The organism is Prevotella sp. BV3P1 (genome assembly GCF_000479005.1).
Taxonomy (GTDB): Bacteria; Bacteroidota; Bacteroidia; order Bacteroidales; family Bacteroidaceae; genus Prevotella.
The window spans coordinates 164,490-181,230 of record NZ_AWXC01000007.1 but is presented as its reverse complement, the minus strand read 5'-3'; the positions used below and the strand labels follow the sequence as shown (position 1 = coordinate 181,230).

Annotated in this window: 12 protein-coding genes and 1 tRNA gene; 9 read left to right on the top strand and 4 right to left on the bottom strand. The window is 43.5% G+C overall.

The annotated features are described in order from the left end of the window. Nucleotides 1-278 precede the first annotated feature (278 nt). The gene (locus HMPREF1254_RS01920; RefSeq protein WP_231385782.1) at nt 279-857 is read left to right on the top strand and encodes a hypothetical protein; all 579 of its coding nucleotides are present in this window, start codon (nt 279-281) and stop codon (nt 855-857) included. Nucleotides 858-1,236: 379 nt separating this feature from the next. Further along, the gene (locus HMPREF1254_RS01915; RefSeq protein WP_023056887.1) at nt 1,237-1,833 is read left to right on the top strand and encodes a hypothetical protein; all 597 of its coding nucleotides are present in this window, start codon (nt 1,237-1,239) and stop codon (nt 1,831-1,833) included. Between the two features lie 1,167 nt (nt 1,834-3,000). On the opposite strand, the gene HMPREF1254_RS01905 is transcribed toward HMPREF1254_RS01915, so the two are convergent. Next, nucleotides 3,001-3,088, bottom strand: a tRNA-Ser gene (locus tag HMPREF1254_RS01905). Between the two features lie 211 nt (nt 3,089-3,299). After that, nucleotides 3,300-7,655: a translocation/assembly module TamB domain-containing protein gene (locus tag HMPREF1254_RS01900; protein WP_023056843.1), complete on the bottom strand. Its 4,356-nt coding sequence runs from the start codon at nt 7,653-7,655 to the stop codon at nt 3,300-3,302. Between the two features lie 245 nt (nt 7,656-7,900). Between HMPREF1254_RS01900 and HMPREF1254_RS01895 the strand changes: the two genes are divergently transcribed. From HMPREF1254_RS01895 to HMPREF1254_RS01865, 7 genes are all read left to right on the top strand, one after another. Beyond that, nucleotides 7,901-9,262: a Na(+)-translocating NADH-quinone reductase subunit A gene (locus tag HMPREF1254_RS01895; protein ID WP_036880342.1), complete on the top strand. Its 1,362-nt coding sequence runs from the start codon at nt 7,901-7,903 to the stop codon at nt 9,260-9,262. A gap of 4 nt (nt 9,263-9,266) precedes the next feature. Continuing rightward, complete coding sequence (locus HMPREF1254_RS01890; protein WP_023056961.1) at nt 9,267-10,430, top strand: NADH:ubiquinone reductase (Na(+)-transporting) subunit B; 1,164 nt, start codon at nt 9,267-9,269, stop codon at nt 10,428-10,430. 4 nt (nt 10,431-10,434) lie between these two features. Further along, nucleotides 10,435-11,157, top strand: coding sequence for an NADH:ubiquinone reductase (Na(+)-transporting) subunit C (nqrC, locus tag HMPREF1254_RS01885; protein WP_023056859.1), 723 nt, complete (start codon nt 10,435-10,437; stop codon nt 11,155-11,157). Between the two features lie 14 nt (nt 11,158-11,171). Beyond that, entirely contained in the window at nt 11,172-11,798 is a 627-nt protein-coding gene (locus tag HMPREF1254_RS01880) for an NADH:ubiquinone reductase (Na(+)-transporting) subunit D (RefSeq protein WP_023056834.1), read from the top strand. Between the two features lie 30 nt (nt 11,799-11,828). After that, nucleotides 11,829-12,437, top strand: coding sequence for an NADH:ubiquinone reductase (Na(+)-transporting) subunit E (gene nqrE / locus HMPREF1254_RS01875; RefSeq protein WP_023056914.1), 609 nt, complete (start codon nt 11,829-11,831; stop codon nt 12,435-12,437). Between the two features lie 9 nt (nt 12,438-12,446). Next, nucleotides 12,447-13,718, top strand: a complete 1,272-nt coding sequence (gene nqrF / locus HMPREF1254_RS01870) for an NADH:ubiquinone reductase (Na(+)-transporting) subunit F (RefSeq protein ID WP_023056916.1) — start codon at nt 12,447-12,449, stop codon at nt 13,716-13,718. Between the two features lie 232 nt (nt 13,719-13,950). After that, nucleotides 13,951-14,559, top strand: coding sequence for a porin family protein (locus tag HMPREF1254_RS01865; protein ID WP_023056933.1), 609 nt, complete (start codon nt 13,951-13,953; stop codon nt 14,557-14,559). A gap of 313 nt (nt 14,560-14,872) precedes the next feature. On the opposite strand, the gene aroC is transcribed toward HMPREF1254_RS01865, so the two are convergent. Further along, nucleotides 14,873-15,958: a chorismate synthase gene (gene aroC / locus HMPREF1254_RS01860; protein ID WP_023056849.1), complete on the bottom strand. Its 1,086-nt coding sequence runs from the start codon at nt 15,956-15,958 to the stop codon at nt 14,873-14,875. A gap of 63 nt (nt 15,959-16,021) precedes the next feature. After that, nucleotides 16,022-16,606 carry an FKBP-type peptidyl-prolyl cis-trans isomerase gene (locus HMPREF1254_RS01855; protein ID WP_023056907.1) on the bottom strand — a complete coding sequence of 195 codons (585 nt, stop codon included), beginning with the start codon at nt 16,604-16,606 and terminating at the stop codon, nt 16,022-16,024. Between the last annotated feature and the right edge of the window lie 135 nt (nt 16,607-16,741).

Below are 16,741 nucleotides of genomic sequence, written 5' to 3'. Positions count from 1 at the left end.
CTTATATGGATATTCATCATTACCTTTATATGGGTATTAAAAGCCGTAAGCAATAAACAGAAAAGAACGACGTTAAACAGTTGATAAACATTATCAATTGTAAGTTATGACAGAATTGAATGCAAAGAAAATAATAATACCAATGCCATCAGGACAGATAATTTAATTAGACGAATATTAGGGTTACCACAACGAGATGGCAGTGACCACGCAGGTGGAGCTAACGGAGGAATTGTTGACCCACAGAAATTACCACGTACCCAATAAAGTATTACAAGATGAAAGCAGCGTATTCCATAATTTTAATGCTATGTTTTTCGCTTGTGTGTAAAGCACAGGAAGATAGAGGGAACATAGCCGACTCAATGGCAATGGTCAGCAGGACTAAAGCAGATAAAGTATTGCAGCTTTTTGATACAATTGTAGCTCCCAAGCTTTTATATTCTTTGGACAATAAATATTTTTACGTCATTATTAAAAGTAATCTGTGCTATCAGGAATATTATGTGGCCTTAGACAGCTTAGGTCGAACAGATAAAATGCGCTCTGTAAAAGCAGAAACAAAAACCAGAAAGCAGAGGAAGCAACAGGAGCAATACCGGCAGTTACTATCAGAGGCAGAACCCATATTTGATTTAAGCAAGTACCACACGGATTTTATAACGAAAATGCCTGATACTAAATATACGAGTGGAAGATATTCTTATTTTGTTCTAAAGGATATTGATGGTAAAAGGTATGGCGAGTACCGATTGTTCGCAGTTACATCTCCTTTACCAATTAATGCAAGCCTATGGGCCTATTTAATTAGGCGATTATCAGATGAAGTATACAAAGACTATAAAACCAACAATTAGCGGGCAAGGAACAGCACGGGTAATGCTCCAGATTGGGAGTTGTCAGAATAACTGCCTGATAATCAACTTTGTTCTAAATAATTATGCACAAAGACAGGGATAAATTCTCTGCCTTTTGCTATATTTGTAGTCCAGAACAAAGAAAAATGAATGTACGAGAACGCGTCGGTACTTTATGCTCCAGATTGGAAGTGAAAAACTCAAGTTTTCAACACCAAACAAGAGTTTTATAAAATGATTGACTAATTTTGCACTTGTTGGTTGACTCTACGCACCATAGATGATTTTACCGAGTAGCAAATATTTATTAACTTTCCCCTCATTGATTCATTGGGAAAATTATACCATGAGATCAATGAAGGGGTAATAGAATATATTTATGAAATTATTATTAGTAGTATTATTTGTAATTTGCATGTATTCATGTGGGCTTCCATATTGTAAAAAAATAAAATTAACAAATCGTGATTTAGAATGGGTAAAACAATATACTAAAGGAGACAGTGTCTATTTCATTTTGAACGATATGAAAATTGATACGATGGTAGTCCAAGAAACTCGTGTCCTTAATCCCCAAAATACTTGTATTTTTGACACAGAGGGCTGCAACTGGCTCGAAGGCGACAATACCTTTTATGGTACGGCAATAAATATCATGACATTGAAACATAACGGCAATGATTTGGATGTATGGTTTGAAATAACAAAAAGGGAAAAGAACGGAGATTTACTATGTAATATTATTTTTGGGAGTTGGTCTTGGTCTGCTTTTCCAGGGATGAGACTTTCTCCCCAAAGCTATACAATAAAAAACAAAAGATATACTGATTGCATTGTTGTAGACGAAAAGGATATTCTTTTAAACAAGGTTGGGACTCCTATATTTAAGGTGACAAAATTGGTGTGGAGCAAACACTTTGGCCTTCTTATGTATGAGATAGACAATAGATATCGGTATTTCATAAGTAACTTATAGGTAATGCTCCAAATTTGGAGCTATCAAATTAATCATCTGATTATCAATTTATTTTTTTTAAAGATTAGGCATAGAGGCAGGGAAAGATTCTCTGCCTTTTGCTATATTTGTAGTCCAGAACAAAGAAAAATGAATATACGAGAACGCGTCGGCACTTTACGCTCCAGATTGGAAATGAAAAACTCAAGTTTTCAACACCAAACAAGAGTTTTATAAAAGGATTGACTAATTTTGCACTTGCTGGTTGACTCTACGAATATGAACAATAAAAGATATATATATTATATGCTTATAATATGCACATTATTTCTTTTTAGTTGCAATTACCGCCATAAGCAGGAAATTACTATTTTTTATTTTTGTGGTAATATAGAACCATATAGACAGTTTGATTGTACTGACCTCGATAGCATATGTAAGACCAATGAATACGATGATACAATATTTATAACCTCTACTATGTTCAAACAAATTAAAGACGATATAATAAATGCTAAACCAACTCATAATTATTCAAACTCATACACACCACTAATATATGTAAATGTTGGAAATCAGAATTTGTGTCTTAATGGAATAAATAATCAGTGTTGGATAAAACAGAGTGATAGAAAATATCACCCTTCTATTCTTAGTAATAAGACAGTGTATCTTCTAAAATGGAAATCTTTCTATTACAATTATTTGCCATATGATATTTTACAATTAGATAAGGGGATACGGCAATTTGGTATTCCTTCTGATTATAAAAAAGATCAGATAAATAAAATAATTAAAAAGAAAGAAATGTCTAAAGTCTTAGTAAGGGTAAAATAATAATGGCTGTGATTGCAAATCATCCTCTTTTATTCTATAAAAATCAATAGAAATGTAGCCTATCATACAGTTTTCCCACATTTTTATACTTCCCAAACGCAATTTTTCCTTTGGTTATACCGTGTTTCGAGAAAAAAACGCTATATTTACAGTGTAAAATATGATACCAATATCAAAAATAACACTCTAATATGATATTTGAACGTAAAATATGGGGCAGCACTTCATCGGTGAGATTAAAATAATTTTACGTTAAAAGTATTCGGAGTAACTGTGTATCAAGGAATAAATAAAGGAAAATAAAAAATCCCTAAGGTGTCGTAACTTAGGAATTTAAGCAATTAGATGATGCGGAAAGAGGGGGATTCGAACCCCCGAACCGCTTTAGGCGGTTACACGCTTTCCAGGCGTGCCTCTTCAGCCACTCGAGCACCTTTCCTTATTGTAAGCGGTGCAAAAGTAAGACTTTTATCTTGAACACGGATGGAATTCGACAAAAAGTTTCACTTTTTCACTCTGCCCATCCTTTAAAATAGCTTTACTCTTTCAATAACGCTGTGATTATAAATTGGAAGTGTTTGCTTTTTATGATTGAATCACCACCACCCCATTTGTTAAGGGCGGTTCTTTTCAAATGAGGAGGTGGAAACTTATTTTGACGGTTTGGCTTTCTTCGCTCTTCTACGTCCAAACAAATCCTTGAGATTGGTAAAGTCTTTCTTCAAAATCAAACCTACTCCTTGCGTGGTAAGACTATTGCGCGTAAAGTATCTGTCATTGGTTTGATTGTACACCTTGATGGCCAGATTGCCACTCGGCAAGAGCAGATATCGGATGTCGAAATCACCAATAAAGGTGGTCGTGGCGTTTGGGTTGTCCCTGTAACCAAACTGCCCGTTGATGAGCAGGCGGTTGTTCAGCAGTCGTCCACTGAGCAGTCCTTCATATTCGGCGTTATTGAATCCTTCGGTGCCGGTGGAGATATTGGCGCCAATGTTCCAGTTGGCGTTGTCGATGACGGTATTCAGTACGTTATTGATTTGCTGACTCAATGTTCCACTGAGGATGCTCTGCATGGCGAGGCTCGCCTGACTTTGTTGCGCCGTGCCGTCACTGCCGGCGTTGTTGTTGGTGCCTTGTGAATAGAACCGGCCTACCGCCAGCAGGTAAAGCACTTGCTGGTTCATCTCTTCTTCGCTGTTGATGAGGCTGTATACCATCTGCTTGGCATCGTTGTTCAAGGTAGGCATGTCGAGGTTGAAATCCACTCTCGGCGCCTGGGGCGTGCCTGTGATATTCATCAGACAATTGATGCGAACGTTGTTGTTGGTGAACGACCGCCCGATGTTCAAATCGGCCAAGCTCACACCATTGACGGTGTGTGTGGCGTTGAGGTTGAGTGCCGCATGATAAGGGTCGCCTCCAAAGGTGATGGTGCTGCCCTGCTGAAATAGGAAGTCCTTCTTAATGACGTTTTGAATGGTCAGTCCATAGATACCATGATCGACCACATAGTTGCCAAACATTTCAAAAGCACCCTTGTCGTAATAGTTGGCGCGCAGCACGCCGTTGCCGTTCAAGGCGATGTAGTCGCCCGTCTTGTTATCCATGAGCAGTTTGAGCGTGAGGTTGGGCGTGCAGTTGATGAGCAGGTTTAGATGTAAGTCGCCAGATACTTCGGGCAACTTTTGTGCGGCCAAATCGGTGGTATGTTGGCGTGGTGCGATACTATCTGGTTGCAGCGAATCGGTTCTTGTCGACCATCTGATGAAGTTCTGGGTACTGACCGCATCCAGGCCGGCCACATTGTACACGATTTGTGAGCCTTTTTGTGGTATGGCGTTAACGTCGATGTTTAAATCGTCACCATTGCCGGTGATGGCGCAGGTGCCATTGATGTAGGCCGTTCCATAGAAGGTATCTCCACCAAAAGTGTGCGTGTCGTAAGCCAAGAGGTTCTCTGCAGCGATGTGCAGGTCGTATCGCAGGTTGGTGAGGTTGTCGTGACGCAGGCTGCCATTGACGATGCCAATGTTCTCATTGCGGTCGTAGATGGTGTCGTTCTTGAAAACAATCTCATCGGGTGTCAGGGTAATCATGCCCCGCCTGAGCGTATAATGGGTGTTGAGGGGCGTGATGCCCAGAGAGCCGTCGGCGACAACCTGTCCGGTGAGGTTGAGATAGGACAAGTCGCCATAAAGACGCAGCAGTCCTGTTCCGCTTGCATCGACGTCTTGCATGAACGAACCACAGAAACCTTCGAGGAATTGCAAGCGTGTCTGCCGGGCTTGGATGGCCAAGTCGATGTAATGCTTGCTTGGCGAAACAAAGCCGTTAATCAAGGTTTGCCGGCCTTGGTCGTTGGCTTGGGCTTGGATGTCGATTTGCTTCAAGGGAGCGTTCCAGCTGACGTTGGCATCCAGGACTCCCATTTGTCCGATCTCGAATTCAAATGGACTGACCCGTACGTTCCCATGTCCCTGGGGGTTTCCAAAGACTCCCGATACGAATGCGCGTCCAGACAACCGTCCTCCGAATGTTACGGCATCGAATTGAAGTAGGTTCAGCACATAGTTTACGTCAATGCCCTTAAGGTCGAACACGAGGGTATCCATAGGATTTTTGGTAGCCAGACCTGCCACGATGATATGTTGGTCGTCGTGATGGATGGAGAAATGATCCACCGTGAGATGGTTCTTGCTGTACATGATGTCCGACGGTTCGATGTTCCAGATGCTGTCTTCAATCAATATCTCTGACGGATGTATGATTACGTGGGCTGCCGGCTCACCATTCTTTTTCTTGAAGAACTGTGTCGTGGTGTTCAGGGTTCCTTGAAACGGATGGGCGGCATGATTGTTAAACCACAGAGTGGTCAGAAGGTGGTCGTTGGCTGCGGAAGACCGCACGCGCCAGGTCCATCGCTTGTTCTCAGCATCCAGCTTGTTGGCTTCTGCGCTAAAGTGCAGCGTGTCGGTTGGTGTGGACAAGTGTAGGTGATTATCAAGATATCGGCTTCCGTCGTAAGTGAAGTCGGGCGCATTGACATTGATGTTCAGTTGGTTGTTGACGCTGTTGATGGTGCCACTGAGTTGCAGGGGTTGTTGCAAGGAGAGCGGGATGTCAAAAAGATAGTTTGCCCAATCGGTCTTGGTGATATCGGCATACAGGCGAACGTTAGTCCGTGGGGTGACGCGCCTTGTCATGGGCGTGAGCAGTTGGATGCCTGGAAGTTTGTCGATGATAACATTTTCGATGTTCTGTAGAATGGAATTGTAATCGAATGTGCCAACCACCAATGCGTTGCCAAAATCGCCATCGAGAGAAATGAAATGTTCTTGACGCTGGTCGTACCCTGTTTTTAACTCAAGTTTTGACAAAGAATAGGTTTGATTGGGATCGCGCATCATGACATCTGAAAGGACTATGCGGCCAATGACATCTTTCAACGAGTGACCTGACAGCTGAGAGCTTGCTTGAAGACTGACCATTCGGTTGGGCCATTTTTGTGTGAGACGCAAGGCCGAGAGGTTCACGTCTTTTGCCGTGAGGTCGAGCTCGGCTGCATAACGTGCTTGGTTTCGGTCAACCTTTCCTTGGATGTTCAATACGCCATTGACATCATTGAGTGTCGCCGTTCCATCAAAGTGATCCAAACGAGAATGTGCGTCCAATGTGCCGCGTCCGTTGATTGAAACGTTTTTGTATGGGTATCCCTTGTATTCTATTTTGGGGACATCGCCTTTGATGTTGAACACGGCTTGGCTGCCTTGTTTGCGAAATTCGTTGAGCTGAATTTTAGCAGTTAGCGCCCCCCAGTCTTGGTCGGACAACAAGGGAGCCAACTTAAAATCAAAGGTTTCCAACATTCCTTTGTAGATACCTTGAGCGGCCGTGGCATCAAACTTGATGTCGCCCAAATTAGATGAGAAGATTCCTTTGGAATAGATGTCTTTCCCCTCTCCCTGGAAATTGCCTGACAGACGGATGTAGTCAAATTTCGCCAGTGGCGTGTTCTGATATTCCTTGGGCAGATACTTTTTGACGGCTGCTTGTTGAAGGTTGAGCTTCTCCAGGTCAAGATTCCATTTTGGAGACTTGCTCCATCTTTGAATTGTTGCCTTGACGGAAAGCTCCAGTTCGTTCTTGGCAAGCAAATGGATGTTGTGTATGGACAAAGACGATGACGTTCCTGAAAGCGATGCCTGGATGTTGACAGGCGTATGGTATTCACTGAGCTTCGAAGAGATGAAAGCCAAGTCGGAGGGTGTGACGTGTGAGTTGTCGATGAGCCCATGATAGGATAGCGAGGGCATGAAGGGGGCACCATTCCTCATCCGGTAATTGGCGCGCACTTGATGTAACAACAGTTTAGAGTTTGGCAGTTCCAATTTGAAATCCTCTAAGATGGCATGGTTCGTGTTTGCCCGCAATTTTGACGAGAATGATTTTACCTGAAGCCCTGACCGTTCCTTGAAGCTCAGATTTTTCAGTTTGACATTCAACGAATCTTTTGACAATTCGCTGACAATGACATGTGCACTGACGTCTTTCAAATAGAGGTGCGCTGGTGAGAAGTGTCTTGTCTGCGGTTGGTCCAGCTGGTCGTATTTCACTGATCCGTGCCTTAACACGACAGAGGCGATGCGGATGGGCTTGGCCTGTGTTGTGGTATCTTTCGATGTCAAGGAGTCGATGACGAATTGAAAGTTGGGCTTGGCGTTTTTGCTACTTTTGTAAAGATTGGCTTGCATGCCGAACAGCTGAGCCGAGGAAATGGAAATCTCTCCGCGCGTTAGCGGAATGAAATCCAGTTTCACAGAGAACCTGGATGCTTGTAGCATGGGCTTGCCTTGTTGGTCAGTGACGTACAGACCGTCGATGATGATGCGATTGAGAAAGCCTATGTCAATGCGTTCGACCTTCACCTCGGTGCCAAGCCGCTTGGATAATAAAGATGCAACTTGCTGACCGCAGGCGTCTTGGATGGACGGTATTCGCAACAAAATGATGATTGTAAGATAAATTCCTACAATGCTCCAAATGATGATGTTGAGTATATTTTTAAACTTCTTCAGACAGCGTTCAGCTTTGTTTCATGCAAAAGTACATCATTTTTTGACACGGCTGAAATAAATGATTGCTTTTTCTTTTATAAATCAGTAAAAGTTACTAAATTTGCCAAACATTTGGATATGAACAATATCTTATACCCTCATTGGTTGGAAAAAAGTTTAATTTTATATATTCTATGGTAAATGTAATTAAGTTACGTAAGGGCTTGGACATTAATCTGAAGGGTAGAGCGAACGAACAAAAAACATCTTTAAAACAGAGTCATCAATATGCTCTTGTTCCTGACGATTTTGCCGGCGTAGTCCCTAAGCTATGTGTGCATGAAGGGGACGACGTGAAGGCTGGAGAGGCTCTTTTCGTTAACAAGAAGTTTCCAGAAGTCAAGTTCGCCTCACCGGTCAGTGGAAAAGTGAAGTCAATTGTCCGCGGTGAAAGACGTAAAGTGATGGCTGTTGTTGTGGAGGCGTCACAACAACAGGAATTTGTTGATTTTGGCAAGAAAGACGTGGGGAGTCTTTCTGGTGACGAAGTTGTAGAAGTTCTGTTACAAGCAGGTCTTTTTGGATATGTCAATCAGTTGCCTTATGCCGTTTCGACCCAACCACAGAGCAAACCTAAGGGTATTTTTGTATCTGCTTTCAGAAACATGCCTTTGGCTGGCAAGTTTGAGTTTGAGCTCAAAGGCAACGAAGAAGCTTTTCAAGCAGGTTTGACTGCGTTGTCGAAGATAGCAAAGACATACTTAAACATCCATGTCAATCAAACCGACAAGGCCTTGACACAGGCTTCTGATGTTGAGATTACGGCTTTTGACGGTCCCTGTCCCTCTGGCAATGTATGCGTGCAAATCAATCACCTGTCACCCGTGAACAAGGGTGAGGTGGTATGGACGGTCGAACCAACGGCTGTCATCTTCATGGGTCGTTTGTTCCTAACCGGTAAGGTAGATCTCACGCGGACGGTGGCCATCGCAGGCAGCAAAGTGAACAATCCTCAATATGTGGATGCTCTGGTTGGCACACCGATAGCTGACTTGTTAGCAGGACAGATAAGCGGTGAGCGCGAAGACGAACATGTGCGCATCATCAATGGCAACCCGTTGACAGGACGCAAATGTGAGTTGACCGACTTTCTCGGTGCGCACACCTCGGAAGTTTGCGTGATACCGGAAGGTGATCAGGCTGACGAATTGCTGGGATGGATCTTGCCTCGTACCAATCAGTTCTCTGTTTCACACAGTTATTTCTCGTGGCTTTCAGGAAAGGAAAAACAATACGACCTGGATGCGCGCATCAAAGGTGGAGAGCGCCACATGATTATGAGCGGCGAATACGATCGGGTGCTGCCCATGGATATTTATGGCGAATACCTCATCAAGTCGTTGATTGCAGGTGACATCGACAAGCAAGAACAGCTGGGGATATATGAAGTGTCTCCGGAAGATTTCGCCGTTGCCGAGTTCGTGGATTCTTCTAAGTTGGAACTTCAGAAGATTGTACGCAATGGCCTGGACATATTAAGAAAAGAAAACGCATAAGGACATGAGTTTAAAAAAATATTTAAATAAAATCAAGCCACACTTCGAAGAGGGCGGTAAGCTACATGCTTTCTGGAGTGTCTATGATGGTTTTGAGAGTTTCCTTTATGTTCCCAACACGACAGCCAAGACAGGGGTTCACATCCATGACGCCATCGACTCGAAGAGAATCATGAGTTTGGTGGTCATCGCTCTGCTACCTGCCTTGTTGTTTGGAATGTACAACATTGGATATCAAAATTTCGCGGCTGCTGGTGAGTTAGCCAACGCCTCTTTTTGGGAGATGTTCTTCTATGGCTTCTTGGCCGTGTTACCTAAGATCCTTGTTTCTTACATTGTTGGTCTGGGCATCGAATTCGCCTGGGCGCAGTGGAAGAAAGAAGAAATTCAGGAAGGTTATTTGGTAACGGGTATTTTGATGCCACTTATCATCCCCATCACCTGTCCGTTGTGGATGCTGGCATTGTCAGTAGCTATCGCTGTGATTTTCTGCAAAGAGATATTTGGTGGAACGGGCATGAACATTTTTAATGTGGCATTGTCTGCCCGCGCATTCCTTTTCTTTTCCTATCCTGGACAGATGACGGGTGATTCGGTATGGGTAGCCAACCATCAGATCTTTGGCTTGGGCAACACCCTACCAGATGCAACCACCATGGCTACTCCGCTTGGTGAACTGGCTCTCCATGTAGATATCCCCTACTCCATCTGTGACATGATGATAGGTTTGATACCAGGTTCCGTTGGAGAAACCAGCGTCATCGCTATCGCCATTGGTGCCTTGCTGCTGTTGGTTACAGGTATTGCTTCATGGAAAACCATGTTGAGCGTGTTTGTTAGTGGTGGTCTCATGGCTGCACTCTTCAGTGCACTCGGCATGACGTCTATAGCATGGTACGAGCATCTTATATTAGGCGGGTTCTGTTTCGGTGCCGTATTCATGGCTACCGATCCCGTGACTTCCGCACGTACAGAAAAGGGTAAATATATCTATGGAGCCCTCATCGGTGTGATGACAATCATCATCCGCGTGATGAATCCCGGTTATCCTGAAGGTATGATGTTGTCGATATTGTTTGCGAACATGTTCGCCCCATTGATTGACTATTGCGTCGTTCAGGGCAACATCAACAAGAGAATGAAACGTTTAACTGCTGATAATAAATAAGACAATGGCTGAAGAAAATAAAAAAGGATTGAATACCAATTCTAATTCCTATACGATTATATATTCAATCATTATCGTTGTTCTTGTTGCATTCCTGTTAGCTTTTGTATTCCAGGCTTTGAAACCTATGCAAGATGCTAACGTGGCATTGGACAAGAAGAAGCAGATATTAAATTCGTTGAATATTAGAGATTTGAATAATGAAGACGCTGCTGCAAAGTATCAAGAAGTTGTACTCGCTGATGAAATTATAGATGAGCAGGGTAATGTCCTTGAAAAAGGAGAACAGGGCGGAGAAAACAACGGTTTTAAACTCAATTCAGCCGACTTTAAGAATGGAAAGTTAGCACTCTTCGTTTGTAAGGTTAATGGACAGACTAAGTATGTGATTCCTGTTTATGGCATGGGACTATGGGGAGCAATCAATGGTTATGTTGCCATTAATGCAGATAAGTCGACTGTCTTCGGAACTTACTTTGACCATGAAAGTGAAACTGCTGGATTGGGAGCTGAAATTAAAGACAACCGCGCATGGCAAAACCAGTTTCAAGGTAAAAAACTATTTGCGCAAGATCCCCATCAAATCGCACTGGCTGTCAGCAAGAAGGTGGAAGACCCTTCCACACAAGTTGATGGTATAACGGGCGCTACGCTCACTTCCAACGGTGTGACCGAGATGTTGCAGACTTGTTTAGGTGCATATATGAATTTCTTGAAAGCTCATTAAATTGATTTAGTATTATGGCATTATTTTCAACACAAAATAAGAAAGTCTTTACAAGCCCTCTCAATTTGGATCATCCTATCTTGGTTCAGGTCTTGGGAATCTGTTCGGCTTTGGCAGTAACTTCACAATTAAAGCCAGCTATTGTCATGGGATTGGCAGTGACGGTTATTACTGCATTTTCAAATGTAATTATTTCGATTATTCGCAACACCATCCCAATGCGAATCCGTATCATCGTGCAGCTGGTTGTTGTGGCCGCATTGGTAACCATCGTGAGCCAAATCTTAAAGGCCTACGCGTATGATGTGAGTGTCCAACTCTCAGTATATGTGGCCTTGATCATTACCAACTGTATTTTGATGGGACGCTTGGAAGCTTTTGCTATGATGAACAAACCTTGGCCATCCTTTCTTGATGGAGTGGGAAATGGTTTAGGTTACGCAATGATTTTAGTGATTGTGGGAGCTCTTCGTGAATTATTTGGCAGAGGCACTTTATTAGGATTTACGATTATTCCATCGTCTTTCTACGACTTTGGTTATACGAATAATGGTATGATGGCCACGCCGGCAATGGCTTTGATTCTCGTTGGATGTGTCATTTGGATTCACCGTGCCTATTTCTATCAAGAAGAAAAGTAATTCATGCAATTTTAATCAATTAGAATTATTATGGAACATATCATATCATTATTTTTCAGATCGATATTTGTCGACAACATGATCTTCGCATTCTTCCTTGGAATGTGTTCATTTTTGGCCGTATCGAAGAATGTAAAGACCTCATTTGGTTTAGGCATGGCCGTGACATTCGTGCTGTTTGTCACCGTTCCGGTAGACTACTTGCTTCAAACCAAAGTTCTGGATCCGTTAGGATTAAGTTATCTGAGTTTCATTATCTTTATCGCCGTCATCGCCGGTATGACGCAATTGGTAGAAATGCTGGTCGAGAAATATAGTCCGTCACTTTATGCCTCGTTGGGAATCTTCCTTCCGCTGATTGCCGTAAACTGCGCCATCATGGGTGGTTCCATGTTCATGCAGCAACGTATCAATCTGGATCCAAGTAACACACAGTATATCGGTAATATCGCTGACGCGATTGCTTACGCTGTGGGAAGTGGACTGGGATGGACCCTTGCCATTGTCCTCATGGGGGCTATTCGTGAGAAATTACAATATAGTGATGTGCCAAAACCGCTTCAAGGTCTTGGTATCACCTTCATTACCGTAGGACTTATGGCCATTGCCATGATGTGCTTCTCTGGCTTAAAAATATAATCATCAATTATGGAATTTTCATTTATATTACAGAGCATTGCCGTATTCTTGACCGTCATTTTTTTGCTGGTCATCATACTGTTGGTCGCTAAAAAATATCTCTCGCCAAGCGGAAACGTCAATATCGTCATCAACGAAGATAAGACTCTCAGCGTTCCACAAGGTGCGTCTATCATGAGTACTCTAACTCAAAATGGAATTTACCTCCCCTCTGCATGTGGCGGAAAAGGCAGTTGTGGACAATGCAAATTACAAGTGATTGAAGGAGGAGGTGAAATCTTGGATTCAGAGCGTCCTCACTTTACAAGGAAAGAGATAAAGAATAATTGGCGTTTAGGATGTCAGTGCAAGGTGAAAGGTGACCTAAAAGTCAAAATACCTGAAACCGTTTTAGGTGTCAAAGAATGGGAATGCACCGTCATCAGCAATAAAAACGTGTCGAGCTTTATCAAAGAGTTCAAAGTGCAGTTGCCTCCTGGCGAGCACATGGACTTCATACCAGGCTCGTATGCTCAAATATCAATTCCCGCATACGATGTGATTGATTACGACAAGGATTTCGATAAGGATGATATTGGAGAAGAGTACATTGGCGCATGGAAGAAGTTCAACATTCTTTCTCTCAAGGCTCACAACCCCGAGCCTACTGTACGCGCTTACTCCATGGCTAACTATCCTGAGGAAGGCGACATCATCATGCTGACCGTGCGTATTGCCTCAACGCCATTCAAGCCACGTCCACAAGTGGGCTTCCAAGACGTTCCAACCGGTATTGCCTCTAGTTATATCTTCTCTTTGAAGCCAGGCGATAAGGTGAGGATGAGTGGACCCTACGGTGACTTCCATCCTATCTTCGACTCTAAGAAAGAGATGATTTGGGTTGGTGGTGGAGCTGGTATGGCACCATTGCGCAGTCAAATCATGTATATGTTGAAGACATTGCACACCCGCGATCGTGAAATGCATTATTTCTATGGTGCGCGCTCATTGAACGAAGCATTCTTCTTGGATGATTTCCACGAACTGGAGAAAGAATATCCCAACTTCCATTTCCATCTGGCTCTCGATCGTCCGGATCCATTGGCAGATGAAGCTGGTGTGAAGTACACAGCTGGCTTTGTTCATCAGGTGATGTATAACACCTATTTGAAAGACCATGAAGCGCCAGAAGACATCGAGTACTACATGTGTGGTCCTGGTCCGATGAGTGCAGCCGTACAAAAAATGTTGGATAGCCTTGGCGTTGATCCTGAATCTATCATGTTTGATAACTTTGGATAAGTTGAAACAAATCAACAACAACTTACATACAATTATAAAAAGTCGCTGAATATCGGCGACTTTTTTGTATTCGGTATTTCATTATTATAGCATGATTTCGTATGTGCTTCTATCGTATATTCTCAAGTAGAAATATTTCTCTCTTCCTCAAAAATCTATCGTTAACGTTTGGTGTGTCACGTTGTTTGTTTATCTTTGCATAAGTTTAATTTATTTATAATAAGTATCTTCTATGAAAAAAATTATTTTAAGTGCATGCGTTATGTTTATAACAATTGCAGCGTACGGACAGCGTGACAAAGGTACGGTTACTTTACAGCCTAAAGTAGGTTTAAACATGGCTACGCTTACAAACGATAATGATGCCGACTCAAGATTTGCGCCAGTTGTTGGTGCCGAGGTAGAAGTGCAGGCTACTGACATGGTTAGTTTCTCGGGTGGATTACTTTACTCTATGCAGGGAGCTAAGGGAAAGATAGGCAATGTAGATGGAACAGTAAAGTTAGACTATATCAATGTTCCAATTCATGCTAACGTTTATGTGGCTCATGGATTTGCCGTGAAGTTAGGTGTACAACCAGGCTTTTTAATCAACAATAAAGTCAAAGTTTCACAGAATGGTGTCAACGCAGAGGTTGATTTAGAGAAATCTCTTAAAGCTGCAGGAATTGATGCCAAACTGAATAAGGTTGATATCTCTATTCCCGTTGGTGTTTCCTACGAGTTCAGCAATATAAATATCGATGCACGATACAATTGGGGAGTAACCAAGATTATTGACGAAGACAGCAGTAAGAATAGTGTTTTCCAGATTACAGTTGGTTACAAATTTGCGCTGTAATGTGATATGAGCATGTCAAAAATATGCTCTATAATTCCGTATCTAACTATTATTTTAAGGAAAAAATGTGCCTCCTTTTGTATGGAGGTACATTTTTTGTTTGGCTAACATGTAATTGTCTAATGCGGACAAATCACTTATGAACCTCAATGGTGGAAATAGCCCACCCAGAAAGGAAAGAGCACCTGTAGAAATACGGAAAGGAAGGCCCTATAAGATAGTGAGGCATGACAAATCACTTGATTCGCATGCGAGTAGGGTAACTCAAGTTGTGCCTTCCCTTTGCTTTTCTACCAAGAAACTGTGATGCTGGTTAAGATTTGATCTCTTTTACCGTCAAATCAAGAAGATAATTGTCCAAGATTACCATCGCTGCCATTGCCTCTACAATGGGAACGGCGCGTGGAACGACACACGAATCGTGCCGACCACTGGCCTTGAAGGCAACCGGATGGCCCTCAACGTCTACCGTTTGTTGCTCCATCAAGATGGTGGCCACAGGCTTGAACGCTACGCGAAAATAGATATCTTCGCCATTGCTGGTACCTGCCTGGATGCCTCCATTGTGGTTGGTTGCAGTGCTGATGCGCCCATGGTCGTTGACAAACGGGTCATTCATCTCACTGCCTCGGTGGCTGACGCACGCAAAACCTTCGCCATATTCAAAGCCCTTAGCGGCATTGATGGATAGCATGGCAGCTCCCAGTTGCGCATGCAGCTTGTCAAACTCGGGCTCGCCCAGTCCTACGGGACATCCCTTGATGACACACGTTACGACTCCTCCCACCGTGTCACCTTCTACCTTGACCTGCCGGATGAGTTGTTCCATCTGCTTGGCTTTTTCCTCATCGGGACAGCGCACCACGTTGCTTTCGGTCTTGGACAAGTCGTATAAGCGATAATCACGTTGCAAGGCGATGTCACTCACTTGTGACACATACGCCTGAATGGTGATTCCCAACCGTCGCAACACCAGCTTAGCCAATGCACCAGCCACACATCTGCTCAAAGTGATGCGAGCCGATGAGCGTCCTCCACCACGATGATCGCGCAAACCATATTTCTGTTGATAGGTAAAGTCGGCGTGCGATGGACGATAAAGATGCTGTAGACTGTCGTAATCTTTTGAATGCTGATTGGTGTTTGTCACCATGAAAGCGATGGGTGCGCCAGTAGATTTTCCTTCATAGATACCACTCAAGAAGCTCACCTCATCAGCCTCCTTGCGATCGGTGGTGATGCTACTCTGCCCCGGCCGCCGCCGGTTAAGTTCGTTTTGCACAAACTGTACATCGATGTCGATGCCCGGCGGCATGCCATCAACAACCCCACCGACTGCCTCCCCATGGCTTTCACCAAAGGTTGTCAACGTAAAAATATGGCCAAATGTATTGCGCATCATCGTGTGTTAGGTTCGCTCTATGAAAGAAATGTTGAAAAATTTGGAGGCGTTGACCCTGGCTTAATGGCCGCAACCACATCCACCGTCATCTGAACTACCACAGCCTCCGCAACAACAGCCGCCATCACTGTGACCACCACAACCACATCCACCAGCCATTTGGTTAACCATTGCAGCAATTTCTTCGTTGGTAGCTTCGCGGTTTTCGATGACCTTTCCCTTAAAGTTGAGCGTTTTTCCAGCCAGGGGGTGATTCAAATCCACCTTCACCTGCTTGTCGTTCACCTCGAGAATGCGTCCCATGAAGCGCGTACCCTCCTCGTTTTGCAAGGGTACCACCGCTCCTTCATAGATGTTCTCTGCATCAAACGTCCCATCAACGGTGAAGACTTCCCGCTCGAGATCCAACACATGCTCTGGCTGAAAATGGCCATAAGCCTGCTCTGGAGCCAGTTGTACCTCAAACTCTTCGCCTGCCTGCAAGTTGACGAGGGCATCTTCGAATAAATCGAGTGTCAGCCCAAAGCCGCTGATAAACTGGTAAGGTTGCGCTTCTGTAGCTTCTTCAACCAACGTCATTTCTTCGTTTTCGGCAGCATGCAGTTGGTAAGACACAGCAATAAATTGATTGACTCGTTTTTTCATAAATAGTTTTTTGACTAATAGATTCATGTAGGCACACGCATCTCTGTGCTTATCTCATGTGCTGTTTATGCATCGCTAACGGCATCAAGCATGGCAGATATATCAGAGGCGCTGCCTATTTTGCGCAAAGGTAGC